Origin of the sequence: Streptococcus iniae (assembly GCF_030732225.1) — a bacterium.
GTDB lineage: Bacteria > Bacillota > Bacilli > Lactobacillales > Streptococcaceae > Streptococcus > Streptococcus iniae.
This window is the reverse complement of record NZ_CP132230.1, coordinates 1,413,230-1,439,395: the sequence shown is the minus strand read 5'-3', so window position 1 is coordinate 1,439,395 and position 26,166 is coordinate 1,413,230. Positions and strand designations below refer to the sequence as shown.

The following is a 26,166-nucleotide window of genomic DNA, read 5'->3' as shown; positions in this document are numbered from 1 at the left end:
GAGAAGATAAAATGAATTTTATCGGAGAATGTTTAGGAACCCTAGTTTTAGTATTACTAGGTGATGGTGTTGTCTCAGCTTGTTTATTAGGGAAATCTAAGGCCAAAGACAGTGGTTGGATTGCAATTGTTCTTGGTTGGGCAATGGCAGTAACTGTTGCAGTTTACATTAGTGGCTTTATGAGTGGTGCCCATTTAAATCCCGCAGTAACACTTGCAATGGCAGCTATTGGCTCTCTACCTTGGAGTCAAGTACCAATCTATCTTTTAGCCCAATTTATTGGTGCAATGCTGGGTGCAATTTTGCTTTACTTGCATTATTTCCCACATTGGAAAGAAACTGAAGATTCAGGAACAATTCTAGCTTGTTTCTCAACTGGTCCTGCAATCCGTCATACCTGGTCAAATGTTCTAGGTGAAGCTATTGGAACTGCTGTACTTGTTATTACAGTTATGGCAATTGGTCCGAACAAAGTGGCTGCTGGCTTTGGTCCAGTAATTGTCGGTTTTGTTGTTGCGGCTGTAGGTTTTTCACTTGGTGGAACAACAGGTTATGCCATTAATCCAGCGCGTGACCTCGGTCCACGTCTTGTACATGCCTTATTACCAATTCCAAATAAAGGAGACTCTGACTGGTCATATGCTTGGATTCCAGTAGTGGGTCCAATTATTGGTGGTGTAGCTGGAGCACTTATTTATCAAGCTATTCTTGCAATGATGTAAATTTTAGACCTTCACCTTGTGAGGGTCTTTTTTTAGTGTTTTTTTTCAAAAATTCAGTTATAATGAGGCGTAATGAGAGGAGGGCGACATGCATCAAAGTGAACTAGAAAAGCGTTATTGTCAATTAAAAAAGTTAAGTCGTTTGGGATTGACTAAAGAAGAATTAATGACTCTTGCTAAGCAGAAATCTATTGATTTTAGAATTGGCTCTCCTCAGTTTTTGGCATTTTGGCAGTGTGTTTATGCTCAAAAAGAGCCTAAATGGTTACTGGAATTTGTCATGACTCTTGCGGATATGCCTATTGAACTGTCTGGGGAAATTTCTGAAACACAAAGGCTTTTAAAGCATTTTTCACCTGACTTGGCTGCAGATCATTTATTTTGGTCACAATTGGCAGACTTGGTTGATCGGGCTTTTCCGGAGAGGACTTTAGGAGCTGATGGGCAATTGGAGAGGCGACTGCATCAATTCAGATACCTTATTTCGAGCCAACAAGTCCAATATATTAGAAGGCATTTTAAAGATGCTGGTGAGTCAGACAGGAAAGCTCTAATCCGATATTTAAAGACTAAAAAAGGGCCCTTCTTTTGGCGGAAATCCCGTGATTATACCCTTATGGACTCTGCTCGATTGCACAATAAATTAAAATATGAAGATGGTAAGGTTATCTTTCCTGATAACAAAATCTCTTACAATTTAAAAATTTTGATGAACTTTCATACGGAGTTTATTTTAGATAGTCAAGGTTCTTTTTTAAATGAAGTGGATGCTGAAATCATCACTGAAAATGGTGTTGTTAATGGTGCAAGTTTCAACTATGGGACGGATGGCAAGAGGCATTGGGATTTAGATGTTGATCCGATTCGTAAGCATGACCCTATCTTTAGAAACCGCATATCAAAAGGGTATCGGTCTCCAAAGTGGCTTATGAAAAAATGGTTGAATAAAGAAAGTGATGATTTTCAAAATTCCTATTTTAATAGAAGAGGAATGTATTCTTACAAGGGTCGTAGCAGTTATGCTAACGTTAAAAGACAAAGTCGCAGACTAAAATGGGGCATTAGATTGGCAAAGTGTCTCCCTTTTATGAAATAATGAAAACCTCCCTTGTTGTTCAACAAGGGAGGTTGTTTTAGTTGGCTTGTGCCCATTTTTTAGCCAAGCGACGAGAGAACATTGAAATGCTTACATTGATAAGGAAATAGATTAAGGTAATCAAGGCATAAAGTGCAAAGACCTCTTTAGCTTGGAAATATTTCCCCATGAGGATTTGACTTTTTCCAAAAAGTTCCTGTATAGCAATGACAGAATAAAGAAGTGATGTGTCCTTTATTACGGTTACAAATTGGGAAATAATAGCAGGGAGCATTTTACGATAGGCTTGTGGGAAGACAATGATTAGAAAGACTTGGCTTGCAGTCATTCCTTGCGAAAGTCCTGCTTCGGTTTGGCCATGATCAACGCCATTAAGGCCACCACGGATGATTTCTGCTAGGGCAGCAGAGGTAAAAACTGTGAAGGCACAAATACCAGCTGGGGTTGATTTCATTTGAAAGACCAAAAAGATAATGAAAATCCACAGGAGATTAGGGACATTTCTGACAAATTCAATGTAAATGCTTGCTATCAATTTTAAGGCTTTATTTTTACCATTTCGCATGATGGCAAGAAGGGTTCCAAATACGGTTGAGAGTAAAATGGAAAGCAGTGAAATGTAGAGGGTTAACCAAAGTCCTTCTAGAATGAAGGAAAGGTTAGATGTGCTAAATAGTGATGACATAGGACTTTCCCCTTTCTAAACGGAATACATTTTTTTGTTGGCTTCTTCTTTACGGCGAGCCCAGTTAGCGAGCGGGAAGCACATGATAAAGTATAAAATAGCTGCTCCTGCAAAAGCTGGAACGTAATTGGTGCTTTCATATGCCCAAGCCTTAGCTGTAAACATAATGTCAGCTCCAGAGATGATGGCTACCACAGAAGTGTTTTTGATTAGATTAACAATCTGGTTTGTCATAGGTGGTAAGATAGTGCGCACAGCCTGTGGCAAAATAATGAGACTCATGGTTTGTTCATAGGTGAAACCTTGAGATAATGCGGCTTCCGTTTGCCCTTTAGGCACAGCTTCAATTCCAGAACGGATAACCTCAGCTATGTAGGCACCATGGTAAATTCCAACACAGAGTACAGCAGTGAAGAAGGCTGAAATCATGATTGCACCGTTTGAGATAATAGCTAAGCCGTAATAGACAAAAACAAACTGAACTAAAAGGGGAGTGTTTTGATAAAGTTCCACATAGACACGGGCAAGGCCTTTTAGAATTGGTTTTTTAGAAGTAGACATTGCTCCAAACAAAACACCAAGGATGAGGGCTAGAAGTAAAGCACCAGCAGACATGCTTAAGGTATAGAGAAAGGATTTAAAAAAGATACCACTATTGTCAAAAAAAGCATGCCACCTTGAAAGTGCAAATGGACTTGTAACTGCTAATAATGTCATATAAAACGCCTTTCTTACTTGTTATCAGCTTTTGCTGGTTTTAAATCATAGGTTTTGTAGATTTTTTGAAGTGTTCCATCTTTTTCCCACTTGCTGATGAGTTCGTTGATGTAACGTGTGACATCCTTGTTAGCTTTAGTGCTTGCAATACCATATGATTGTTTATTAAAACCTTGTGAAAGGATTTTGGTTTGCTTGCTTTTGTAACCCGACAAGATTGATTTATCAACGGAAAAAGCTTGTATCCGTTTAGAATAAAGAGAAATAGCAAGTTCTGGGTAAGAACCCAGTTGGACAAAGGTAAAGGTTAAATGGTTAGCTTTGCCATATTCTTCAATTGCAGCTTTTGTTGTGGAGCCTTGGGCAACACCTATTGTTTTGTTATTGAGATCTTTAATGGTTTTGGCTTGTCCAGATTTATTGACCAAAAAGCCAACCTCATCTAAATAGTAAGGTTTTGAAAATGAGTAGTTAGCTTGACGCTCGGGTGTGATAGTGTAAGTTGCAATGATAATATCAAGTTGACCATTATCAAGTAAGGCTTCTCGGGTTTGTGCAGTAACAGCTGTAAATTCAGGCTTAACCTTTAAGGACTTTGCAATTTTCTTTGCAATATCAACTTCCATGCCTTCATATTGTCCACTGTCAGCACTATAATATCCAAAATTTGGCACGTCCTGTTTAACACCAATTTTCAAGCTGCCAGATTTTTTAATTTTTTGCAGTGCTTCACTAGATAAGAGCATGTTTTCATCTGCTTTGACAGATGAAAAATGATAAGAGCTACAAAGAGTTAGTAAGCAGAGTATTAGAATTGTTTTGAATTTTTTCATTCACTGACCTCCTTTTTAACTCTGATTTTTTTCTTGGCTTGGACTTTCTCGCTGGTATGGTTAATAATCTTGCTTAGGAATTGTTGGGCTCTTGGGTCTTTAGGATGATCAAAGAAACCTTCAACATCTGTTGTGTCTTCTAAAATTTCTCCATCAGCCATGAAGATGATGCGGTCAGCAACTTCACGGGCAAATCCCATTTCGTGTGTAACAACAATCATGTTCATGCCATCTGCAGCTAAGTTTTGCATAACAGCTAAAACATCACCAATTGTCTCAGGATCAAGTGCAGAAGTTGGTTCATCAAAGAGTAAAATCTCTGGATTCATGGCCAAACCACGGGCGATGGCAATCCTTTGTTTTTGACCACCAGATAACATGGATGGGAAGGAATCTTTTCGATCCCACATGTTAACAAAGGTTAAATATTTCTCAGCAATCTTTTCTGCCTCAGCTTTGGATAAGCCAAGAACTTTTATAGGTGCTAATGTGACGTTTTCTAAGACTGTTTTATGTGGGTAAAGATTGAAGTGCTGGAAAACCATGCCAACTTCTTTACGTAGGGATACCAGGTCTTTGGCTGATTTGTTAACAATTTCTTTACCATTAACGAGAAGGCTTCCTGTTTCAATTTTCTCAAGGGCATTAATTGTTCGGATTAGAGTTGATTTTCCAGAGCCTGACGGGCCTAAGAGTACCACAACTTGACCTTTATCGATCTCTAAGTTGATATTTTTGAGAGCGTGGTAATCCCCGTAGTATTTTTCGACATTTTTAAATTCGATTAAGGCCATAGTATTCTCCTTTTATTTTTATGTGAGGTTTCCTTACGTAGGAAACTATTTGTATATTATCATATGGTCACTTTGTTGTCAATAAATTCAGAATCTTTAGAGTAAGATGTTATTTTTTAGCCTTTCTATAGCTAGAATTGTCATTTGCTCAGATAATTTGGTATAATTGTAAGGACACAAATATGTTAAGGCACTATGATTGATAGCTTTTGAAGCAATAGTGCAAATAAAAAAAGCATATGGGAGAATTAATTATGAAGAAAATTCTTATAGTTGATGATGAAAAACCGATTTCAGATATCATCAAATTTAATTTAACAAAAGAAGGATATGAAACGGTGACAGCTTTTGATGGACGTGAAGCAGTTACCTTGTTTGAAGAAGAAAAACCAGACTTGGTTATTTTAGATTTGATGTTACCTGAAATGGATGGTTTAGAAGTTGCTAAAGAAATTCGTAAAACAAGCCACATTCCAATTGTTATGTTATCAGCAAAAGATAGTGAGTTTGATAAGGTCATCGGTCTTGAAATTGGTGCAGATGACTATGTGACAAAACCATTTTCTAATCGTGAGCTATTAGCTCGTGTTAAGGCGCATTTGCGCCGTACAGAAACCATCGAAACAGCAGTTGCTGAAGAAAATGCCTCAGCTGGTAATCAAGAGTTAACGATTGGCAACCTTCAAATCTTGCCAGATGCCTTTTTAGCTAAAAAGCATGGTCAAGAGGTTGAGTTAACCCACCGTGAATTTGAATTATTGCATCACTTAGCCAACCATATTGGGCAAGTAATGACTCGTGAACATTTGCTTGAAACTGTTTGGGGCTATGATTATTTTGGTGATGTTAGAACAGTTGACGTAACGGTACGTCGTTTGCGAGAAAAAATCGAAGATACTCCTAGCCGTCCTGAATATATTTTGACAAGACGAGGAGTTGGATACTACATGAAATCACATGACTAAAGATATTATTGGTAACTTATCCTTATTTGAATTAGCAATTCTGTCTCTTCTTATTTTTGTTGCTGTTTATTTTGTCCACTTGGCTCTTCGTGATTATCGAAACGCTAAGATTATTAGACAAATGAGCCATAAAATACGGGACTTGATTAATGGTCGTTATACTGATGACATTAATCAAAAGGCAGATATTGAATTAATGGAGCTGTCTGAACAGTTAAACGACTTATCAGATGTTTTTCGCTTAAGCCATGAAAATTTAGCCCAGGAAAAAAATCGTTTGGCCAGTATTCTTGCCTATATGAGCGATGGTGTCTTGGCAACTGACCGATCAGGTCAAATTTTGATGATTAATGAAACAGCACAAAAACAATTGAATTTAAGCCGTGAAGAAGCTCTGCAAAAAAACATTACAGATTTACTTGATAATGACACTCCTTACACCTATCGGGAATTAGTGTCTAAAACACCTGTTGTGACCTTAAACCGACGTGATGAAATGGGAGAATTTATAACCTTAAGATTGCGTTTTGCCTTAAATCGCCGTGAAAGTGGTTTTATTTCAGGATTAGTTGTCGTTTTACATGACATGACCGAGCAAGAAAAAGAAGAACGAGAACGTCGTCTCTTTGTTTCTAATGTTAGTCATGAATTAAGAACGCCATTAACATCTGTTAAGTCATATTTAGAGGCTTTGGATGAAGGTGCCTTAAAAGAAGAAATTGCCCCCAATTTTATCAAGGTTTCTTTAGATGAGACAAATCGTATGATGCGGATGATTTCTGATCTTTTGAATTTATCAAGAATTGACAATAATGTAACGACCTTAGCTGTTGAAATGACTAACTTTACAGCCTTTATGACCTCTATTTTAAACCGTTTTGACTTGGTTAAAACGCAAAATACAGTTGCAGGGAAAAGCTATGAAATTATTCGAGATTATCCCATTACATCTGTATGGGTTGAGATTGATAATGATAAAATGACACAAGTCATTGAAAATATTCTTAACAATGCCATTAAGTATTCCCCAGATGGTGGAAAGATTGGTGTTAAGATGAAAACTACTGACACGCAATTGATTATCTCTATTTCTGATGAAGGATTGGGCATACCTAAAAAAGACTTGCCATTGATTTTTGATCTTTTTTACCGTGTTGATAAGGCTAGAAGTCGCGCCCAAGGTGGTACTGGCTTAGGCTTGGCTATTGCAAAAGAAATTATTAAGCAACACAATGGCTTTATTTGGGCAAAAAGTGACTATGGCAAGGGCTCTACATTTACCATTGTCTTGCCATATGAAAAAGATGTGATGACAGATGGAGAAGATGATTGGGAGGATGATATAGACTAATTTATGGAAGAAGTAGGATTTAAATACAGTATTTTAGCATCTGGATCGACAGGTAATAGCTTCTATATTGAAACACCTAAGAAGAAATTATTGGTTGATGCAGGCTTAACAGGAAAAAAAGTAACCAGCTTGCTAGCTGAGATAGACCGCTCTCCTGAAGATTTAGACGCCATATTAATTACACATGAGCATTCAGATCATATCAAGGGAGTTGGTGTTCTAGCTCGCAAATATAACCTTGATATTTACGCCAATTCAAAAACATGGCAAATGATTGATCACCGTCAGATGCTTGGAAAGATTGATGTGGCACAAAAACACGTCTTTGAAAGAGATAAGATGATGACTTTCGGGGATTTAGATGTCGAGAGTTTCGGTGTTAGCCACGACGCTGCTGATCCTCAATTTTACCGTTTTATGAAAGATGGGAAATCCTTTGTCATGTTAACAGATACAGGTTATGTTAGTGATAGGCTTTCTGGTGTCATCGAGAACGCTGATGCTTACTTGATTGAATCCAATCATGATATCGAAATTCTAAGGTCAGGTTCTTACCCTTGGAGTCTCAAACAGCGAATCTTATCGGATCAAGGTCATTTGTCAAATGAAGACGGTGCGGCAGCTATGATACGCAGTATGGGAAATAAGACCAAAAAAATCTTTTTGGGGCATTTAAGTAAAGAAAATAATATCAAAGAATTAGCGCACATGACCATGGAAAATCAGTTAGCAATGGCAGATTTGCCTTTAGGGTCACAATTTACTGTTTTTGATACCTCACCTGATACTGCCTGTCCTTTATCGGATATCTAAAAAATGGAATTACTTTCTAAAAAATCAGCTAAAGCAAGCCTTATAGCTGGTTTTTTGGTATACTAGAATAGTCTGTTACTGACTACCAAAAAAGGAGAAATTATGAAAAAGTTAGAAGCCCTCTTAGAAGCCTCATTTCAAATCCGTTTTTCAAATAAAAGTCTGCTGGAAACAGCCTTTACACATACCTCTTATGCCAACGAGCATCGCCTCCTAAACATTTCACATAATGAACGTTTGGAATTTTTAGGAGACGCTGTTCTTCAGCTCATTATCTCAGAATATCTTTTTGCTAAATACCCTAAAAAAGCTGAAGGTGATCTTTCTAAATTACGCTCTATGATTGTTCGTGAAGAGAGTCTAGCAGGTTTTTCACGCTTTTGTTCCTTTGATACTTATATTAAACTTGGTAAAGGAGAAGAAAAATCTGGTGGTCGTAATCGTGATACCATCTTAGGTGATCTTTTTGAAGCCTTTCTAGGTGCTTTGCTCTTGGATAAGGGTGTAGATGAGGTGCGTCGTTTTCTTAATCAGGTAATGATTCCACAGGTTGAACAAGGAAAATTTGAACGTGTTAAAGACTACAAGACAAGCTTGCAAGAAATCCTACAGGCCCAAGGAGATATTCTAATTGATTACCAAGTGGTTAAGGAATCTGGCCCAGCACATGCTAAGGAATTCGAAGTTGCTGTCTATGCCAATAATGAATTTATTAGTCAAGGGCTTGGTAAATCCAAAAAATTAGCAGAACAAGATGCGGCTAAAAATGCCTTGAGCCAATTGAGTGAGGACTAAATGTTTTTAAAGAAAATTGAAATGCAAGGTTTCAAATCCTTTGCTGATAAGACAAAGATTGAATTTGATAAAGGCGTCACTGCAGTTGTAGGACCAAATGGTTCAGGTAAAAGTAACATCACAGAGAGTTTACGTTGGGCTTTAGGAGAATCAAGTGCCAAGAGTCTGCGTGGTGGCAAGATGCCAGATATTATTTTTGCTGGTACAGAAAATCGTAATCCCCTTAATTATGCTGAGGTTGTTGTTGTCCTAGATAATAGTGATGCTTTTATAAAAGATGCGGCTAAAGAAATTCGCGTGGAACGACACATCTATCGTAATGGTGACAGTGACTACATGATTGACGGAAAAAAAGTGAGGCTTCGTGATATTCATGATTTGTTTATGGATACCGGGCTTGGCCGTGATTCCTTTTCAATCATTTCTCAAGGGCGAGTTGAGGAGATTTTCAACAGCAAACCAGAAGAAAGACGTGCCATTTTTGAAGAAGCAGCTGGTGTTTTAAAATACAAAAATCGTAAAAAAGAAACACAGAGCAAATTAAATCAAACACAAGATAATTTAGACCGACTAGATGATATTGTTTATGAGTTGGAAAATCAATTAGCCCCTTTGGAAAAACAAGCTAAGGTTGCTAAAGAATTCCAAGTTTTAGAAGAAGAACGTAAGCAATTGCAGTTGGATATTTTGGTATCAGATATTAAAAGCAATAAAGCTCTTCAGGCTCAAAAAGAAGTAGAACTTGAGGGCTTGCAAACGGAGCTTTCTGAATACCATCATAACAGAAACCAATTAGAACACGACAATCAAGTTTTAAAATCAAAACGTCAACAATTATTGGCTGAAACAGAGGCTAAACAAGCTGATTTGCTGGAATTAACAAAACTCCTATCAGATTTAGAGCGTCAAATTGATCTTATCACCTTAGAAAGCAATCAGAAAAAAGAGAAAAAAGCAGAAGCTAATGACCGACTTCATCAATTAACAAGTCAGTTAAGCACATACCAACATGACCATGAAGAAAAGTTAGAGAAAGTGGCTCAGTTGGACGAAACTTTAGTGGATGTGCAAAATAAAGTATCAGAAACGAGTCAAGAATTAGAGCGTTTTTCAAGTGATCCGGATCAGTTGATTGAAAGTTTACGAGAAGATTTTGTTGCTTTAATGCAAGAAGAAGCAAGACTGTCAAATCGCTTAACTGTTTTGCATTCTGACATGGAAAAAGCAAGTCAAACCAAGGAACTTCAAGCTCAAGAAGAACGTGATCTTAAAGAAAAGCTAGATCGTCTATCAACAGAATTTGATGACATAAAGGCTGACTATCAAGAAAAACAAGAAACAGTTGCACAATTGCTAACAGACTATCAGACTTTAGCAAGTTCTATCAAAGTTCAGGAGCAAACTTATCAGCAAGAACAATCTCGCTTATTTGATATTCTTGATCAGAAAAAAGCAAAAGAAGCCCGCAAAGCAAGTTTAGAAGCCATTCAAAAAAATCATAGTCAGTTCTACGCGGGGGTTCGTTCTGTTTTACAGCATGCTGGTCAATTAGAAGGTATTTTAGGAGCTGTTAGTGAGCACTTAAGTTTTGATAAAGATTATCAAGTTGCCTTAGAAATTGCCTTAGGAGCGAGTAGCCAAAATATTATTGTTGCTGATGAAGCAGCTGCAAAAGCTGCAATTGCTTTCTTGAAAAAAAACCGTCAAGGTCGAGCAACCTTTTTACCATTAACGACCATTAAAGAGCGTCACTTATCAGATCAACACCTAAGGGTCTTGCAATCTTGTCAAGGCTATTTGGGAACGGCAGAGTCACTTGTTCGCTATCAAAAGCATCTTACTCATATTTTCAAAAATCTACTTGGAACAACACTTATTTTTGATACGATTGATCATGCTAATAGCGCAGCTAAACGTTTGCAGTATAAAGTGAGAATTGTAACCTTGGATGGAACGGAGCTAAGACCGGGTGGTTCATTTGCTGGTGGTGCAAATCGTCAAAACAATAGTACCTTTATTAAGCCTGAATTAGAGCAAATCCAAAAGGACATTGAAACGATTTCTGAACAATTGAAAGTCAGTGAAAAAGCTGTTGCGAAGCTTAAAGACCAGTTGATGGCTCAAACAGAGCAATTAGAAGTCTTGAAAGTTTCGGGAGAAACGGCTCGTATGCAAGAGCAAAAGGCTGAATTTCATTTCCAACAACTTCAAGAAAGTTTATTAGATACTAAAGCAATATACCGAGCTTTAACAGAAGATCAAAGTGAAGAACATTCCAATCATTTTGATCAAGAAAAGATTGAGCTTGAAGCTTTATTAGCTAAACTTGGAGTGAAAAAAGAAGCTTTGACACTTGAGATTGAACAAATCAAAGAGAACAAAGATAGCATTAATGATAAAAAAGCTAGCTTATCTGAGACTCTCTCTCAAGCTCGTTTGCAAGAACGAGACCTTCTCAATGAAAAACGCTTTGAGTCTTCAGATATAACTCGCTTAAAGCAAGCTATTGTTGAGACAGAGTCTGCTATTGAGTCGTTAGAGAGTTTGCTGAACAGCAAGATTTCAGAAGAAGAGCGTCACCAATTACCAGACCTGAAGAATCAAGTTATTCAAGTGGCCAATCGTAAACAGTTAGTGGAACAACGGCTAGTTCAGTTACGTTTTGAAAATGAGGATTATCAAGCGCAGCTTGAGGAAATCGAAGAGAAACTCGGCAAAGAACTTGAAAAAAATGAAAGTTATATTCGTAAGCAAACGAAATTAGAAGCCGCGCTGGAACAAGTCACTGATAAACTAAGGAGTTTTGCTCGAGTATTGGCTGAAGATTTCCAAATGACTTTTGATGAGGCTCTTGTTTTTACAAGTGTTTTGGAGGAGTTAGAAACAGCACGTCAGCATTTGCGTCAGCTTGAGAAAAAAATCAAGGCTTTGGGTCCTATCAATAGTGATGCCATTGCTCAATATGAGGAAGTTGCGGAGCGCCTTGAGTTTTTAAATGGCCAAAAAGCCGATTTAAACAAAGCTAAAAACATGTTACTTGAGACCATTGGTAGTATGGATAGTGAAGTGAAGGCGCGCTTTAAAGTGACTTTTGAAGCAATTCGTGACAGTTTTAAGGAAACCTTTACACAAATGTTTGGTGGCGGTTCAGCGGATCTGGTGTTAACAGATGGTGACTTGTTAACGGCAGGTATTGAGATTTCAGTTCAACCTCCAGGTAAAAAGATTCAGTCCTTAAACCTAATGTCAGGTGGGGAGAAAGCCTTGTCAGCACTTGCCTTACTTTTTGCAATCATCCGTGTTAAGACCATTCCATTTGTCATTTTGGATGAGGTTGAAGCAGCTTTAGATGAGGCTAATGTTAAACGTTTTGGAGATTATTTAAACCGTTTTGATAAGAATAGTCAATTTATTGTCGTGACACACCGTAAGGGAACCATGGCTGCTGCTGATAGTATTTATGGGGTAACCATGCAAGAATCAGGGGTCTCCAAAATTGTCTCAGTAAAATTGAAAGATTCAAAAGACTTAACGTTTTTAGCTTAGGAAACAGAAAGAAGAGAAAGCCAAATAACATTAGTAGTAAGCAAAATGCTACAATAGAATACCTCCCCCTTGGATGACATTATTTCCAAGGGGGTTTGTTTTCAGCCATAGCGGCACATTCAAGTAAAATGTTTTAGCAAGGATTTTTTGTCTCTTCTTTTACTTGTCTATTCTTAACTATTAGACTGGTTTTAGAAAATGCTAGACTGGAGTTAGTTATTATGAATGAGTAGACGAAATAGATCTAATCTTTTCCATTATATTAGTAATAAGATAAAACTATGTATTTGAGAATAATGGATTGAGTTTTTTGGGGATAAACCTTAGAGTAACAAGATTCTATTTTTCCTTAAAAATTAAAGAATAATATGCGATAAATCATTTGAGAGATAGTATAGTCTTATTTTAGCTTTATTTCAGTGGTATCACGATTAACGACATGTTTCTAAAATTAGAGAACATTTTGAACGACGACCTGCCCCACAATTTCTGTAAGGTACTTATCTGCTTCTAGACATTTAGCATCTTACAATTGAAGCCATAATATGGTATTATGTTTGAATAATGGTGAATTCTTTGAATACTTTAATTCAAGGAGAAGTAATATGAAAAAAGAATTAGTAATAAACCGTTAGCTCTTTAAGTTTTGGATTTACCGCTGCAGCTTATCTTGTTAGTGCAGTAAGTCAAATTCAGCTTCATATCCAATTATTGCTGAATGGCATGATGGTGTAAGTGATAGCTATGGGTATTCTAATTCCTGTGTTAAGTCTCCAATTATTTTGGTTCAAATTATTCAGTAACTAATATTTGGGGAACAATTAAGGTATCCGATTCTCAAAAGATATGGGCGAGCAATACCAAATTTACAAAAAACTTGGCATGATGTTCAATTAAATGCACATTGGATTACTTTAAATGTTAAAAATGGTTTATGAGAGCTAAAGACCCAATCATATTATAGGGTCTTTTATACTATAGGTAGGTGCTTATGAAATTAAAATTAGGTGTTATTGCTTTCTTCTTTTGTATAATTGCTGCAGTTGGTGTTGTCAGTATTAGTGATACTCAAAAACCAGTACCTTTACCAATTGATGGTGCCTTTTCAATACAAGGGAAAAGTAACCTTTCTAGTAAAGAAATTTATAAAAGAATTAGTACACTATCAAAAACGAAAAAAGTTACTATTTACAAGCCGATTGTTCAGAGTTCGGGTCAGTTGAAGTATGTAAATGTCGATGATGCAAATGATGAACAATTAAAGTCTGTACCAATAACAGGAATGTATTATACCTTAGGGAAACTTGATACAAATAGTTTAGAAACACTTAGGACTACTGGACTTCAAACAGTCTATATGGCTTACCCTTGGTATATAGGAGGAATATTACAATTCACTGGGACTTTAAGGCTATTGTTAATGCTATCCATTTACTTGACCTTATTAGTAGTTTTATTTGTTGTTAGAACAAGACAGATTAAAGAAGGAGTGATAAGACGCTCTTTAGGATTGCCGATATACAACTTAAAAAGAGATTATTTCATTTCTTTTAGCTTTGAAGTATTTGTGGCTAGTTTGTTGATGATTTCTTACAGTTCTTTTTTGGGTGGCAGTTTTTTGACCTATAGTTCCAAGTTATTTTTTTCGATGCTTTTAACAAATTTTATACTATTTCAAATCATTGACCTCATTACCGTTCTTCTATTTTGGCTGACCATTAAGAGTGAAAAACCTATTGAAATTATCAAAAACAAGGCAAAAAATAACTTGATTTTTATCGTATGGCTTGTCATTATTTCTAGCATCATCATTGTCTCAGGGATTTTTTTACAAGAAACAAAGAGTAGTCAATACAGAATTAGCATACAGATAAATCATTTAGAGCCATGGAACAAAGTAAAAGACTGGAAAAGGCTAGAGTTCTTGGGGATTGAAAGTGACTCAGCTAAAAATGGAGCAGTAAGTGATTCAGATAATCAGTATCTACAGATAGCTGCTGCCTTAAAAAAACTAGATTTTTTATATATAAAACCGTCTTCGATATATATTCCAGATTATATGAAAACGTCGCATTTTGCCGAAGATTTTTATAAACAATTAAAAAGTGATGGGATAAGCCATCCAGAAGTAAATAAAGAGCTGATTTATATCAATCAAACAGGTGCTACCTTACAAAATAAAGTGAATGGCACAAATTATCATGTTTTAGATGATAAGGTAGCAAGCATCTATATTCCTGAAAAATTTAAAGAACAAAGAGAATCGATTGAGAATACGGTTGTAGCAGAACAGTTTACTGGAACAAACTATACAAAAGCAAATCTTGCAGTGCAACTAATTCCTAATGGCAAAAAAATGTTTTATTTCAATGAGAATGGAGACAATGATCGTAAAAGTAAAGAGAGTTTACCGTTGTCAAGTGTAGCAGATAGCAAAACTAATATAGTAGTTGTGCTAGACACTGATAAAATGATAGCAAACAATGATTTTTCTTTGGCTAGTAATATTGTAAACAACTCACTTTTTAGTCCTGAAGCAATAAAGAAAATTAATGCTTCAAGCCTTAACTTGAATTTTTCAATGAATCCAGTAGATGTTTACCAAATTGTGAAACTTAATAGTCAATCCTTAGAACACCAAATTTTTCTTTCCAAAATCTTGCAGAAGATTATTTACAGTATTGTATTTCTACTCATTTATCAATATGTTCAACTCTTTATTGCTTCAAAACAGAATGATTATGTGAAAAAAATCATTTTAGGATTGTCAAAAACACGTATAGCCATTTCAAGCCTCAAATACTTTATGATAACCATTGCAATGGTTATTCTGTTGACATATATTATGACAGGACAAATAGAGCTCTTGTATATTGGCCTTGCTTCTTTAATGGTTTTAATTTTCTCAGCAGTAATAAGTTTTAGAAAATTATCTGAAAAATATTCTCAAATTTTAAAAGGAGATGAATAATGACAATTGACATTTTGAATGTGACAAAAACATTTGGCTCAAAAAAGATATTTACAGACTTAAATTTAAGCTTTGAAACTGGAAAAAGTTACGCCTTGATTGGAGGTTCTGGTTCAGGGAAAAGTACACTTCTTAACATAATAGGTAGACTAGAAAAAATTGACAAAGGAAAGGTCTTAGTTGATGAACAGGATATTTGGAAAATAAAAGAAAGAACATTCTTTAAAAATACAATTGGCTATGTCTTTCAGAACTATTCTTTAATAGAAAACCAAACAGTATATGATAACTTGAAACTTATCACTAAAGACAAAAAAATGATATCTGATGTCCTTGAAAAAGTAGGACTTTCTAGTGACTATTTACATCAGAAAATATATGAATTATCTGGGGGACAGGCTCAGCGTGTAGCTATTGCCAGAATGTTAATGAAGCCACGCAACGTTATTTTAGCCGATGAGCCTACAGGGGCTTTGGATGGTAAGATTGGAAAAGAAATCATTAAGTTATTATTGAATGAAACAGCTGATAATAAATATGTTATTATAGCAACGCATGACCCAGCTGTCTATAATAAAGTTGATGTGATAATTGATATGAAAGATATAGGAAGTAAGATATGAAAAAGAAAATTTGCATTACTTTGATACTAATAACAGGCCTGCTCGCGTTTTTCTTAATTGGAAAACAAGTCATAAAAAAAGAAAATCCTAATAAACCTAAGGTAGAGTTAACAGTTTATACAATTTCTTCTAGTGATGCTAAAAAATGGAATACAGTAAAAGAATTAGAGACAGCAGAAGCTATATACCCAATCACGGTCAAAGAAGCAGCATCTTCAAAAGAGATATTTTCAAATATCATTGCAGATGGGGCTGCTATGGGCTTTGGGGTTAGTGAAGAAGAGGTTAAACAATTTAACGCTAATTTAGGGAATAGTGTAGAAGATTCTAAACATAATAAATTAATGGAAATAGAATTTTTCACTTTTTCGAATGCTAATGAGGGATTTGTGATAGCAAATTTTGATTATGGCAAAAAAGAGTTGAATTCTCAGAAAAAAGAAAAGAAAGAATTATACAAAAAACTATACCAAGCTTTTAAAAAGTAAAAGGCGTGTCAATTCGACACGTCTTTTTTGGGTGATTTGCAGTAGTGTTCTGTGGTATAATGAGAATAATGAAAAATGAGGGGATTTTGTCTCCCTAAGAAGAAAAAGGTTAGATGGTATGATTAAATTAGTAGCAACCGATATGGATGGCACTTTTCTGAAAGAAAATGGCTGCTATGATAAGGAACGGCTAGCAAAACTCCTTCCAAAATTAAAGGAAAAAGGCATTATTTTCACAGTTTCAAGTGGCCGCTCTATTTTGGCTATTGATAAACTCTTCGCTGAAGTTTTAGACCAAATTGCTGTTGTCGGTGAAAATGGTTCAGTTGTGCAGTATCAAAACAAGGTTATTTTTTCAGATGCCATGACAAAAATGCAATACGCTGAAGTGGCTCAAAAAATTGCGAGCAACCCCTATTATAGTCAGGCTGGCTTATTGTTTTCTGGCGAGAAAGCTTCTTATATTCTTAAAGGCACACCTCAAGCTTACTATGATCGTATGCAGCTTTTTTATGAAAATGTAACAATGATTGACCATATTGATGACATGGATCACGACACTATTTTTAAAGTGACAACTAGTTTTGACCCTGATAAGGTCTTGATTGCTAGTGACTGGCTTAAAGAGGAGTTGCCCTATATCAGTGCAGTAGCCACTGGTTTTGAGTCAATTGATGTGATTTTAAAAGAAGTCAATAAAGGCTTTGGTTTGGAGCATTTGTGTCATTCTTTAGGAATAGCTGCCGAAGATGTTATTGCCTTTGGTGACAATATTAATGACATGGAAATGTTAACTTTTGCAGGTAAAGCTGTCGCAACTGAAAATGCTAGAGAAGAAGTGAAAGCTGTTTCTGATCAGATTATTGGTCACTGTGACCAAGAGGCAGTAATGGATTATTTAGAAAGGTTAGTTGCTCATGAATGATATTAAATTATTAGCACTAGACTTAGACGGGACCTTATTTAACAAGGAAAAAATTGTTAGTGATGCCAATAAAGAGGCTATTTTTGCTGCTAAAGAATTGGGCATAAAAGTTGTCATTACAACTGGCCGTCCCTTATTAGCAATTGGCAATTTACTTGATGAACTTGGACTATTAGATGACGATGATTATTGTATTACATTTAATGGTGGTTTAGTTCAACGTAATACAGGGGAAATCCTAGATAAAAGTAGTTTAAGTCTAGAAGAAGTAAGCTATCTACACCAGCAATTGCAACTCTTACAGTTACCAACAGATATTCTAAGTGATGGTAAAGTTTACAGTATTCCAAGTCCTGACGGCAGACGATCTGAATATTATTTGGCGAGTCCCCTTCTTGATTTTGTTGAGATTGCTGATTTTGACCAATTGCCTAAGGGTATTGTTTACAATAAAATTGTAACTGTTACAGATGCTGATTTTCTAGATGAGGCCTTAGCAGGTGCAAAGGAAGATGCTTTTGAAAACTTTGAAGCCTTTAAATCACGTGATATTATCTTTGAAGTCATGCCAAAAGGTGTTCATAAAGCCTTTGGCTTACAACTACTCTGCAAGCACTTAGGATTTTCAGCAGAAAACGTGATGGCCATGGGGGATGAAGCCAATGATTTTACCATGTTGGAATGGGCTGGTCTTGGAGTAGCAATGGCAAACGCGGTAGCTGATGCTAAGCAAATTGCAGACAAGGTAACCCGTTTAACCAATGATCAATCTGGTGTTGCGGAAGCTATTCAAAAATACATACTTAATGAGGAAATTTAATGGGATTATTTGATCGATTATTTGGAACTAAAAAAGAGGTTACAAAAAAAGAAGAAGACATGCCTCTTACAGCTGAAGTAGTAGAGGAGCAAGTTGAGGCAGAAGACTCAAACAAGCAAGAGGATTTGCAAGACAGTGACTCTAGTCTACATGACAATGCAGCGCTTTTTGAGCCTTTGCTTGAGTCAGAACCATTACCTTCAGAGCATTCGGAGACCTTACTAACAGAGGCGCAAGAAGATAGCGAAGAAAGTGACGCAGCACTTGCTGCTATGGAAGACTATTATAGACGTAAGGCAGACCTTGAAAAACAATTAGTTGAGCAAACTTCTGAGGAGGAGTTACCACAAGTAGGTTCTGTTGAAGGTCATGACGAAAGTGATGAAGATAAATATGAGCGTAGTTTAAGCAAGACAAGAACTGGCTTTGCAGCGCGTCTTAACAGCTTTTTTGCCAATTTTAGACGGGTTGATGAAGAGTTCTTTGAAGAATTAGAAGAAATGCTTATCTTATCAGATGTTGGTGTTACGGTTGCCACACAGTTAACAGAAGCATTGCGTCAGGAAGCTAAACTTGAAAATGCGAAGAAGCCAGAAGCATTAAAACGCCTTATCATTGAAAAATTGGTAGATATCTATGAAAAAGATGGCATCTACAATGAAAAAATCAACTATCAAGATGATTTGACGGTTATGCTCTTTGTTGGGGTTAACGGAGTCGGTAAAACAACATCAATTGGTAAACTAGCTTACCGCTATAAAGCAGAAGGCAAAAAAGTGATGTTGGTTGCCGCGGACACCTTCCGTGCTGGAGCTGTTGCTCAATTAGCGGAATGGGGACGACGTGTTGCTGTTCCAGTGGTTACTGGACCAGAAAAAGCTGATCCAGCGTCTGTGGTCTTTGATGGTATGGAAAAGGCTGTCGCTGAAAAGGTTGATATTCTTTTGATTGATACAGCAGGTCGTTTGCAGAATAAAGAAAACCTAATGGCTGAGCTTGAAAAAATGGGTCGTATCATTAAGCGTGTTTTACCAGATGCACCACATGAAACCCTTTTAGCTTTAGATGCCTCTACAGGGCAAAATGCTCTCAGTCAGGCTAAGGAATTTTCAAAAATCTTACCACTGACAGGATTGATTTTAACCAAAATTGATGGAAGTGCTAAGGGCGGTGTGGTTTTGGCCATTCGTCAAGACTTAGATATTCCTGTTAAATTTATTGGGTTTGGTGAAAAAATTGACGACATTGGTGAATTCCAATCCGAAGATTTCATGCGTGGTCTTTTAGGGGACTTACTTTAAGAGAGTAATCAAGAAAGCATAAAACGATGGCTAATAATAGGATGAACCTTGACAGGTATAAGGAACTGGCACAGCAAAAGCAGGCGGAACATCGCAAGTTTTTAGCACAATTAAAGAAAAAACCACCTAAGAACTTGGATAAAATGGTTCAAGAGGTTCACCGTGAGGTCTTTAAGGAGATTGATTGTACAGCTTGTGCCAATTGTTGTAAGAGTCTTGGACCACTTTTTACAGAAGCAGACATTGAACGTATTTCAAAGCATTTTCGGATGAAATTGTCAGCCTTTGAAAACATGTTTTTACAGATTGATGAAGATGGCGACAAGATTTTTCAATCCATGCCTTGCCCCTTTTTAGGTGAAGATAATCTTTGCTCTATTTATGAGGTTAGACCAAAGGCTTGTCGTGAATTTCCTCATACAGATCGTAAAAAAATCTATCAAATTAATCATTTGACCCTGAAAAATACCCTATTTTGTCCAGCAGCTTATCTTTTTGTAGAGAAATTAAAAGATAGGGTTTAGTCAGTGATTGTAACAAGTAATGGTAAAAAAATAAAAAGAGTTGACTCAGTGAAGGACACCTCAAAAGTTAGACATGGTATCTAACTTTTGAGGGATAGTACTGGAGTCAGCTCTTTTTTTGGACCTTTTTAACGAATAGGATGCCATACTAGTGGCAAGTTTTTAGCAATGACTACCTTGTTTTCCTTTTCAATGGGGAAAGATTTGGTTTATTAAAACGTTTACAATAACAATCATGCCTTATATAATAAGAGTATTAATAATTCTGAAAAGAAGGGAAAATAGTAATGTCAGAAAAAACACATTATCAATTTCCAGATGGCTTTCTATGGGGAAGCTCAACATCTGGCCCACAAAGTGAAGGAAGAGCTTTAGGAGATGGTAAAGGGATGAATAACTGGGACTATTGGTTTAGTATTGCTCCAGAGAAATTTCATGACCAGATTGGCCCATCTCAAACGTCAACTTTTTACAAGAACTACAAAAGTGATATTGCTTTATTAAAAGAAACGGGTCATACCGTTTTTAGAACATCTATTCAGTGGTCTCGTTTAATCCCAACTGGGATTGGTGAGGTTAATGACAAAGCGCTTGCTTTTTATCGCGATGTTTTCAAGGAAATCCAGGCTCAAGGGATTAAAGCAATTGTTAACCTTTATCATTTTGACATTCCTTATGCCTTGCAAGAAAAAGGAGGCTGGGAAAATAAGGAAACTGTTTTTGCCTATGAACAGTATGCTCGCCTTTGCTTTAAGCTTTTTGGAGACTTGGTGGATACTTGGATTACTTTTAATGAACCTATTGTTCCAGTAGAATGTGGCTACCTTGGTGATTACCACTATCCCTGTAAAATGGACATGAAAGCAGCTGTTCAAGTGGCCTACAATACACAATTGGCAAGTGCTTTAGCTATTAAAGCATGCCATGAAATGCATAAGGATCACCGTATTAGTATCGTCTTAAATCTGACTCCTGCTTATCCAAGAAGTAAGAGCCAAGAAGATGTCAAAGCAGCACAAATTGCAGAACTTTTTCAAACCAAAAGCTTTCTTGACCCGTCTGTTTTAGGCTGCTATCCTAAAGAATTAACAAAGATACTTGCTAAAGAAAACCTGTTACCAGATTATACTGAAGAAGAATTAATGCTAATCAAGGAAAATACCGTTGATTTTTTGGGTGTCAATTATTATCAACCCTTGCGCGTAAAAGCTCCGAAAAATTGTAATGACAAGGGAAAACCAGTAACTCCAGCAGCATTTTTTGAACATTATGATATGCCTGGCAAGAAAATGAACCCTCATAGAGGATGGGAAATTTATGAGCAAGGCCTCTACGATATTGCTATTAACCTCAAAGAAAATTATGGCAATATTGACTGGCTGGTAACAGAAAATGGTATGGGGGTTGAAGGTGAAGACGCCTTTAAAAAAGATGGCCAAATTCAGGATGATTACCGGATTACTTTTATTGAGGATCACCTGATTGCCTTACACAAAGCAATCCAAGCAGGTGCAAATTGCCAAGGTTATCTCTTATGGACCTTCATTGATTGTTGGTCTTGGTTGAATGCTTATAAAAACCGCTACGGTTTGGTGGCACTTGATTTAAAAACACAAAAACGTAGCATCAAAAAATCAGGATTATGGTTTAGAGAACTCAGTAAACACAATGGATTTAGCAAATAGGAGATTGGCATGGTAACATTAGGATTTTCACTTTACCCAGAACAACACTCACTTGAAGACAGCAAAGCCTATATGCGACTCTTGCACAAATACGGAGCAAAGCGACTCTTCATGAGTTTCTTGCAACTAAGCCCAACTGATCAATCCGTATTTTCACTTTACCGCGAGTTAGTGGCTTATGCAAACCGTTTGGGAATTAAAGTCATTGCAGATATCAGTCCAGAATTTCTTGAACAAACTGGTTGGAAGACTAGTCTCATTAAAAATGCTCATGATTTTGGTTTAGCAGGAGTTCGCCTTGATGAGGCCTTGCCTCTAAATGAGATGATTGCCTTAAGCAATAATCCCTACGGTATTAAGATTGAATTGAACATGAGTACTGATGATAAACTGTTAACAGCATTACTTCATGGCTGCGCAAACCGAGAAAATATCATCGGTTGTCACAATTTTTACCCACATGAATTCACAGGTCTTTCGCTTGAGCATTTTAAAAAGATGTCCCAATGTTATCATGATATGGGCATTGAAACGGCAGCATTTATTTCAGCCCAATCAGCCACAGAAGGGCCGTGGCCACTTTCAGAAGGATTACCGACAGTAGAAGATTATAGACATTTGCCTTTAAACCTTCAAGTTGAAATGATGAAAGCCCTAGGAACAATTGATAACTTGCTTTTATCGAATCAATTCATTTCAGAAGAAGAATTGAAAGAGTGCTCTATTGCAGTCTCTCGCAAGGACATGACACTAAAAATTAAGCCTTTAGTTGAGTTAACAGATGTGGAAAAAAACATTATTGATTTTGAGCACGTCTACCGTGGTGATATTTCGTCTTATGTTGTTCGCTCAACAATGCCACGACTAGCTTATGCAGATGAATCAATAGCAGCGCGTGACCAATCAAAAGTAGTTAAACGCGGCAGTATTATTATTGATAATGATGCTTATAAGCGCTATAAAGGTGAATTGCAAATTGCTCTCAAGTCTTTTACTATTAGCCCTAAGGCAAACCTTGTTGCAGAAATTGATCAAGCCTATTTACCCTTGCTAGACCAATTAAAGCCTTGGCAAAGTTTTCGATTGGAACGGTAATCAACAGACTAAGATTCATTATCGATACGGAAAAACATGGTCACCTTATTTGCCATGTTTTTGCTAAACTAGAAGTATAAAGAAAAGGTTTTCTAAAAAAGAGGAGGGATAATGCTATCTAAAAAAGAAATGGCCATAGTAGCATTTTTACTCAGCCGAGAAAGAAGTTATGTTTCCAGTGGCACACTAGCCAATGAGCTAGGATCTAGTGACCGTACCATTAGAAAATACCTAAAGAATATTATTGCTATCTTACCAGAATATGGGGCGAGAATTAATTCCAAACAAGGCTATGGCTATTGCATGACAATAGAGCGGCCTATGGAGTTTGATATGTTTTGGCAAGAAACCATAAGAACAAAGAAAAGACTTGATGATGTTACACAGCTAGAAGAAGCTGTTGATAGAGAGTATTACCTTTTAAACAAACTATGTTTTGAAGATGCCGTTCAAGATTTTGCTAGCCTTTGTCAAGAACTATACATCAGTCAGACAACCTTAAAAACAGTACTAAGTGACATCAAAAAACAATTAGCCCTATATGGGATTAGCTTAACTAGTAATAGTAAATGTGTGCAGTTACAGGGCAAAGAAGCAGATATTAGGCATTTTATTATGGACTACTTTTTTGTCAATAGTTTTAATGAGTCTATGTATGCCATGGTGGAAAATAGTTTTCTTGATGATGTGAACTTTGCTGAAATTACCATTTTTGTCTTAGATGCTTGCCGGGATGCCAAACTCAAATTATCAGACTTTGTCATGCATAATTTAGTTTTACACATTGCTTTAATGGTCCAACGGATTCACTCTGGAAATCAGCTGGAAGGTTTTCCAATTTCTGAAGACATCCAAGAGTCTATTGAATACCAAGTGGCATTGAACATTTTAAATAGGGTTGAAGAAGCAATGGGAATACATTTTCCCAAAGAAGAAGCCAATTATATTGCTCTACACTTAAAAGTAAAACACTCCGTTAGTGATGCTGTTCTTGCTTGTGGTCATGAGGATAGTTTGTCTCGTCATTTGCGCCAATGTATTGAAAAAGCAGCCTGGCAAACAGGTATGAAATTTCAAGGAGATCATCAGTTACTCAATGGTCTTAGAGCACATATGTTGCCTTTAACAACGCGACTAGAAAACAAGATTCCGTTAACTAATCCTTTAACAAATGATGTTAAAAGCAATTACCCCGAAGTTTTTGCTTTAACCAAATCTGCATTTTCACAGATGCCAGAATTAGCCTCTTATCAAGTCTGTGATGACGAATGGGCCTATATTGTCCTTCATGTTCTAGCAGCCATTGAACGCTATTCTAACAGAAATAAATTAAGGGTCCTGGTTGTTTGTGCTACTGGTTACGGTAGTGCCATGATGTTAAAAAATCGACTCGAAAAAGAATTCAAAGGCAGATTGAAAATTGTAGATGTGGTCAGCTATTATGAAATAAGCGAAAAAGCTCTTCACACAATTGACTTAATTATTTCATCGATTAGCCTGTCACAAATGCTGTTTTTGACACCTGTTATTACGGTTAGTGTCTTATTGTCTGAACAAAATATAGAGGAAATTCGTCAGTTTATTGGTGACAAAGAACGGCTTGTCAAAGATGACATCTCTCTAAACAAGATGACACTTAAAGAGGCAGAAAAAATTGCCAAGGCTGTTTTCAAGGAAAAGGCTGTTCTTTATTTTGAAGAGCCTCTAACAAAAGAGCAAGCCCTCAAAACCATGATTCATTGTTTGGAAGAAGCAAGTCATGCGAACTTTATTCAAGACTTTCAAGAGCAAGTCAAACTGAGAGAAAGTTATAGTTCTATTGTTTATGGCGATGTTTTAGCCTTTCCTCATCCTGCCAGTCCAAGAACATATACTGAGCAGGTTGTTGTTGCTGTTTGTAAAGACCCTATTTATTGGGATAAAGACCATCAAGAAGTGAGATTTATCTTTTTATTATCCCCCTCAAAAGGTACAAATGGGCATTTAAAATATATCTCACCTAGCTTAGTGAGCTTTGTCAATGCCCCAAAACTTCAAAAACAGTTCATGCAAGAGCCAACTTATCAACACCTCATAACACTATTTACCACAATTATGACAGAATTATAGGAGAAGAAATATGAAACACATTATGTTAGTTTGCAATGCAGGTATGTCAACCAGTATGTTGGTAACAAAAATGCAAAAAGCAGCCGAAGAAGAGGGGCTTGAAGCAGATATTTGGGCAGTTCCAGTTTCAGAAGCTGATGCAGAAGTAGCAGCTAAACCAGTTGACGTTCTTCTGTTAGGGCCTCAGGTTAAATTCTTATTGAAAGACTATAAAGCAAAATATGAGCCAGAAATTAAAGTTGATGCTATCAATATGGCAGATTACGGACTGATGAATGGTGCTAAAGTGCTTGAAACAGCTTTTAAAATGATGGAGGACTGAAATGATGTCTGAACCATCTAACTTAGAAGCAATCATGGGTCTGATCATGTATGGTGGTGAGGCAAAAGGTAAAGCGGTAGAGGCTATTCATGCAGCTAGAGATGGGTATTTTGAAGAAGCACATCACTTGCTTCAAGAGGCTAACCAATCACTGACCATTGCCCATCAATCTCAGACAGGTTTACTAGCACAGGAGGCATCTGGAAATTCTGTTGAACTCTCCTTATTGATGGTGCACGGTCAAGACCACATGATGACAGCCCTCTCCTTCATTGATCTAGCGAAAGAGCTTGTTACAATTTACGAAAAAATGGCTGAGCAGAAAGGCTAAGAGATGATTATTAGAAAAGAAGTGGATGTTTCAAGGAATCAACTGTTTAAAGCCATTAGCTTATCGTTGATGGAGGACTATCATCAAAATACTTTGACACACTTGCAACCTGAGCAGTTACGAGAAGGTTTGACTTACATTAAACATTATGGAAAGAACAATCAACATAATGTTCGTGTCACAGTAACAGCATTTGAAGCTCCCAAAAAGTATGCAGCTTGTTTTAGTTCAAACCGTGGACTTAAACAATTAAGTTACCGTTTAGAGGATTTAGGACATCAAAAAACGGCTATTGTCTATGAATTTGAGATGATCTCAGAAGATATTTTTCAGAAGGCCAATCAATTTTTAATGCAGATTCTCTTGAAAAAAAGTTTACAAAAGCAAACACAAGCTCAACTTCAAGCTCTAGTTAACTATGCCAAAACAATGGTCTAACAAGTGATTTTGAATGCTTAAGGGCTATTAATCATTTACCCTTTAGAAAGGAGTCATCACAAAAAAGCTATTAGAACTGCCAAGCAACTTTCGTAACAGTTATCTCTGGTCAACTCCTCCTTCCTATTTAGCCCCTTCCTATAGCGGCTAGTGGGATGCCTTTTTCTTAAAGGGGTCAAAAAGAAGTAAAGAGAAAACTAGGAGTGAACGAAAAGGA

At 36.6% G+C, this 26,166-nt stretch carries 24 protein-coding genes; 20 read left to right on the top strand and 4 right to left on the bottom strand.

Annotated elements, in window-relative coordinates; genetic code table 11:
• The first annotated feature begins 11 nt into the window (after positions 1-11).
• Together Q9317_RS07070 and Q9317_RS07065 are read left to right on the top strand one after the other, a co-directional pair.
• Positions 12-722, top strand: coding sequence for an MIP/aquaporin family protein (locus Q9317_RS07070; RefSeq protein WP_003101347.1), 711 nt, complete (start codon positions 12-14; stop codon positions 720-722).
• An 88-nt stretch (positions 723-810) separates the two neighbouring features.
• Positions 811-1,818, top strand: coding sequence for a DUF3114 domain-containing protein (locus Q9317_RS07065; protein ID WP_003101345.1), 1,008 nt, complete (start codon positions 811-813; stop codon positions 1,816-1,818).
• Between the two features lie 37 nt (positions 1,819-1,855).
• Here the strand turns inward: Q9317_RS07065 and Q9317_RS07060 are convergent, their stop codons facing one another.
• From Q9317_RS07060 to Q9317_RS07045, 4 genes are read right to left on the bottom strand one after another with little or no spacing between them, the layout of a single operon-like run.
• Positions 1,856-2,503 carry an amino acid ABC transporter permease gene (locus Q9317_RS07060; RefSeq protein ID WP_003101341.1) on the bottom strand — a complete coding sequence of 216 codons (648 nt, stop codon included), beginning with the start codon at positions 2,501-2,503 and terminating at the stop codon, positions 1,856-1,858.
• Positions 2,504-2,518: 15 nt separating this feature from the next.
• A complete protein-coding gene (locus Q9317_RS07055; RefSeq protein ID WP_003101340.1) occupies positions 2,519-3,220 on the bottom strand; it encodes an amino acid ABC transporter permease in 702 nt (233 codons plus the stop codon).
• A gap of 14 nt (positions 3,221-3,234) precedes the next feature.
• Positions 3,235-4,053 carry a transporter substrate-binding domain-containing protein gene (locus Q9317_RS07050; protein WP_003101339.1) on the bottom strand — a complete coding sequence of 273 codons (819 nt, stop codon included), beginning with the start codon at positions 4,051-4,053 and terminating at the stop codon, positions 3,235-3,237.
• Positions 4,050-4,847, bottom strand: coding sequence for an amino acid ABC transporter ATP-binding protein (locus Q9317_RS07045; protein ID WP_003101338.1), 798 nt, complete (start codon positions 4,845-4,847; stop codon positions 4,050-4,052). The genes Q9317_RS07050 and Q9317_RS07045 overlap by 4 nt, the downstream gene beginning before the upstream one ends.
• Before the next feature lie 254 nt (positions 4,848-5,101).
• Between Q9317_RS07045 and yycF the strand changes: the two genes are divergently transcribed.
• The 18 genes from yycF (at position 5,102) to Q9317_RS06955 (ending at position 25,949) form a co-directional block, all read left to right on the top strand.
• Positions 5,102-5,812 (top strand): response regulator YycF, encoded by a 711-nt coding sequence (gene yycF, locus Q9317_RS07040; RefSeq protein WP_003101337.1) that lies wholly within the window; start codon positions 5,102-5,104, stop codon positions 5,810-5,812.
• Complete coding sequence (vicK, locus tag Q9317_RS07035; RefSeq protein ID WP_003101335.1) at positions 5,805-7,163, top strand: cell wall metabolism sensor histidine kinase VicK; 1,359 nt, start codon at positions 5,805-5,807, stop codon at positions 7,161-7,163. The genes yycF and vicK overlap by 8 nt, the downstream gene beginning before the upstream one ends.
• A gap of 3 nt (positions 7,164-7,166) precedes the next feature.
• Positions 7,167-7,976, top strand: coding sequence for an exodeoxyribonuclease WalJ (walJ, locus tag Q9317_RS07030; protein WP_003101333.1), 810 nt, complete (start codon positions 7,167-7,169; stop codon positions 7,974-7,976).
• Between the two features lie 102 nt (positions 7,977-8,078).
• Positions 8,079-8,771 (top strand): ribonuclease III, encoded by a 693-nt coding sequence (rnc, locus tag Q9317_RS07025; protein ID WP_003101331.1) that lies wholly within the window; start codon positions 8,079-8,081, stop codon positions 8,769-8,771.
• Entirely contained in the window at positions 8,772-12,317 is a 3,546-nt protein-coding gene (smc, locus tag Q9317_RS07020) for a chromosome segregation protein SMC (RefSeq protein ID WP_003101330.1), read from the top strand.
• 991 nt (positions 12,318-13,308) lie between these two features.
• Entirely contained in the window at positions 13,309-15,288 is a 1,980-nt protein-coding gene (locus Q9317_RS07015; protein WP_003101328.1) for a bacteriocin-associated integral membrane family protein, read from the top strand.
• Positions 15,288-15,911, top strand: coding sequence for an ATP-binding cassette domain-containing protein (locus Q9317_RS07010; RefSeq protein ID WP_003101325.1), 624 nt, complete (start codon positions 15,288-15,290; stop codon positions 15,909-15,911). The genes Q9317_RS07015 and Q9317_RS07010 overlap by 1 nt, the downstream gene beginning before the upstream one ends.
• Entirely contained in the window at positions 15,908-16,399 is a 492-nt protein-coding gene (locus Q9317_RS07005) for a hypothetical protein (RefSeq protein ID WP_003101323.1), read from the top strand. The genes Q9317_RS07010 and Q9317_RS07005 overlap by 4 nt, the downstream gene beginning before the upstream one ends.
• A gap of 118 nt (positions 16,400-16,517) precedes the next feature.
• Positions 16,518-17,324 carry a Cof-type HAD-IIB family hydrolase gene (locus tag Q9317_RS07000; RefSeq protein ID WP_003101321.1) on the top strand — a complete coding sequence of 269 codons (807 nt, stop codon included), beginning with the start codon at positions 16,518-16,520 and terminating at the stop codon, positions 17,322-17,324.
• The gene (locus Q9317_RS06995; protein WP_003101318.1) at positions 17,317-18,144 is read left to right on the top strand and encodes a Cof-type HAD-IIB family hydrolase; all 828 of its coding nucleotides are present in this window, start codon (positions 17,317-17,319) and stop codon (positions 18,142-18,144) included. Before Q9317_RS07000 ends, Q9317_RS06995 begins: the two co-directional genes overlap by 8 nt.
• On the top strand, positions 18,144-19,445 hold the full coding sequence (gene ftsY / locus Q9317_RS06990; protein WP_003101315.1) for a signal recognition particle-docking protein FtsY: 1,302 nt from the start codon (positions 18,144-18,146) through the stop codon (positions 19,443-19,445). The genes Q9317_RS06995 and ftsY overlap by 1 nt, the downstream gene beginning before the upstream one ends.
• A gap of 26 nt (positions 19,446-19,471) precedes the next feature.
• Positions 19,472-19,969 (top strand): YkgJ family cysteine cluster protein, encoded by a 498-nt coding sequence (locus Q9317_RS06985; protein ID WP_003101312.1) that lies wholly within the window; start codon positions 19,472-19,474, stop codon positions 19,967-19,969.
• Between the two features lie 287 nt (positions 19,970-20,256).
• Entirely contained in the window at positions 20,257-21,654 is a 1,398-nt protein-coding gene (gene gmuD / locus Q9317_RS06980; RefSeq protein ID WP_003101311.1) for a glycoside hydrolase family 1 protein, read from the top strand.
• A 9-nt stretch (positions 21,655-21,663) separates the two neighbouring features.
• Entirely contained in the window at positions 21,664-22,749 is a 1,086-nt protein-coding gene (locus Q9317_RS06975; RefSeq protein WP_003101309.1) for a DUF871 domain-containing protein, read from the top strand.
• Between the two features lie 111 nt (positions 22,750-22,860).
• Complete coding sequence (locus Q9317_RS06970) at positions 22,861-24,858, top strand: BglG family transcription antiterminator (protein ID WP_121791528.1); 1,998 nt, start codon at positions 22,861-22,863, stop codon at positions 24,856-24,858.
• 10 nt (positions 24,859-24,868) lie between these two features.
• Complete coding sequence (locus Q9317_RS06965; RefSeq protein ID WP_003101306.1) at positions 24,869-25,180, top strand: PTS sugar transporter subunit IIB; 312 nt, start codon at positions 24,869-24,871, stop codon at positions 25,178-25,180.
• 4 nt (positions 25,181-25,184) lie between these two features.
• A complete protein-coding gene (locus tag Q9317_RS06960; RefSeq protein ID WP_031239276.1) occupies positions 25,185-25,511 on the top strand; it encodes a PTS sugar transporter subunit IIA in 327 nt (108 codons plus the stop codon).
• Between the two features lie 3 nt (positions 25,512-25,514).
• Positions 25,515-25,949, top strand: a complete 435-nt coding sequence (locus Q9317_RS06955) for a DUF3284 domain-containing protein (RefSeq protein WP_003101304.1) — start codon at positions 25,515-25,517, stop codon at positions 25,947-25,949.
• Positions 25,950-26,166 lie beyond the last annotated feature (217 nt).

What these genes read in the sequence shown, in the direction of transcription:
- Q9317_RS07070 (WP_003101347.1), top strand. Translation starts at nt 12, where the DNA reads ATGAATTTTATCGGAGAATGTTTAGGAACCCTAGTTTTAGTATTACTA.
- Q9317_RS07065 (WP_003101345.1), top strand. Translation starts at nt 811, where the DNA reads ATGCATCAAAGTGAACTAGAAAAGCGTTATTGTCAATTAAAAAAGTTA.
- Q9317_RS07060 (WP_003101341.1), bottom strand. Translation starts at nt 2,503, where the DNA reads ATGTCATCACTATTTAGCACATCTAACCTTTCCTTCATTCTAGAAGGA.
- Q9317_RS07055 (WP_003101340.1), bottom strand. Translation starts at nt 3,220, where the DNA reads ATGACATTATTAGCAGTTACAAGTCCATTTGCACTTTCAAGGTGGCAT.
- Q9317_RS07050 (WP_003101339.1), bottom strand. Translation starts at nt 4,053, where the DNA reads ATGAAAAAATTCAAAACAATTCTAATACTCTGCTTACTAACTCTTTGT.
- Q9317_RS07045 (WP_003101338.1), bottom strand. Translation starts at nt 4,847, where the DNA reads ATGGCCTTAATCGAATTTAAAAATGTCGAAAAATACTACGGGGATTAC.
- yycF (WP_003101337.1), top strand. Translation starts at nt 5,102, where the DNA reads ATGAAGAAAATTCTTATAGTTGATGATGAAAAACCGATTTCAGATATC.
- vicK (WP_003101335.1), top strand. Translation starts at nt 5,805, where the DNA reads ATGACTAAAGATATTATTGGTAACTTATCCTTATTTGAATTAGCAATT.
- walJ (WP_003101333.1), top strand. Translation starts at nt 7,167, where the DNA reads ATGGAAGAAGTAGGATTTAAATACAGTATTTTAGCATCTGGATCGACA.
- rnc (WP_003101331.1), top strand. Translation starts at nt 8,079, where the DNA reads ATGAAAAAGTTAGAAGCCCTCTTAGAAGCCTCATTTCAAATCCGTTTT.
- smc (WP_003101330.1), top strand. Translation starts at nt 8,772, where the DNA reads ATGTTTTTAAAGAAAATTGAAATGCAAGGTTTCAAATCCTTTGCTGAT.
- Q9317_RS07015 (WP_003101328.1), top strand. Translation starts at nt 13,309, where the DNA reads ATGAAATTAAAATTAGGTGTTATTGCTTTCTTCTTTTGTATAATTGCT.
- Q9317_RS07010 (WP_003101325.1), top strand. Translation starts at nt 15,288, where the DNA reads ATGACAATTGACATTTTGAATGTGACAAAAACATTTGGCTCAAAAAAG.
- Q9317_RS07005 (WP_003101323.1), top strand. Translation starts at nt 15,908, where the DNA reads ATGAAAAAGAAAATTTGCATTACTTTGATACTAATAACAGGCCTGCTC.
- Q9317_RS07000 (WP_003101321.1), top strand. Translation starts at nt 16,518, where the DNA reads ATGATTAAATTAGTAGCAACCGATATGGATGGCACTTTTCTGAAAGAA.
- Q9317_RS06995 (WP_003101318.1), top strand. Translation starts at nt 17,317, where the DNA reads ATGAATGATATTAAATTATTAGCACTAGACTTAGACGGGACCTTATTT.
- ftsY (WP_003101315.1), top strand. Translation starts at nt 18,144, where the DNA reads ATGGGATTATTTGATCGATTATTTGGAACTAAAAAAGAGGTTACAAAA.
- Q9317_RS06985 (WP_003101312.1), top strand. Translation starts at nt 19,472, where the DNA reads ATGGCTAATAATAGGATGAACCTTGACAGGTATAAGGAACTGGCACAG.
- gmuD (WP_003101311.1), top strand. Translation starts at nt 20,257, where the DNA reads ATGTCAGAAAAAACACATTATCAATTTCCAGATGGCTTTCTATGGGGA.
- Q9317_RS06975 (WP_003101309.1), top strand. Translation starts at nt 21,664, where the DNA reads ATGGTAACATTAGGATTTTCACTTTACCCAGAACAACACTCACTTGAA.
- Q9317_RS06970 (WP_121791528.1), top strand. Translation starts at nt 22,861, where the DNA reads ATGCTATCTAAAAAAGAAATGGCCATAGTAGCATTTTTACTCAGCCGA.
- Q9317_RS06965 (WP_003101306.1), top strand. Translation starts at nt 24,869, where the DNA reads ATGAAACACATTATGTTAGTTTGCAATGCAGGTATGTCAACCAGTATG.
- Q9317_RS06960 (WP_031239276.1), top strand. Translation starts at nt 25,185, where the DNA reads ATGTCTGAACCATCTAACTTAGAAGCAATCATGGGTCTGATCATGTAT.
- Q9317_RS06955 (WP_003101304.1), top strand. Translation starts at nt 25,515, where the DNA reads ATGATTATTAGAAAAGAAGTGGATGTTTCAAGGAATCAACTGTTTAAA.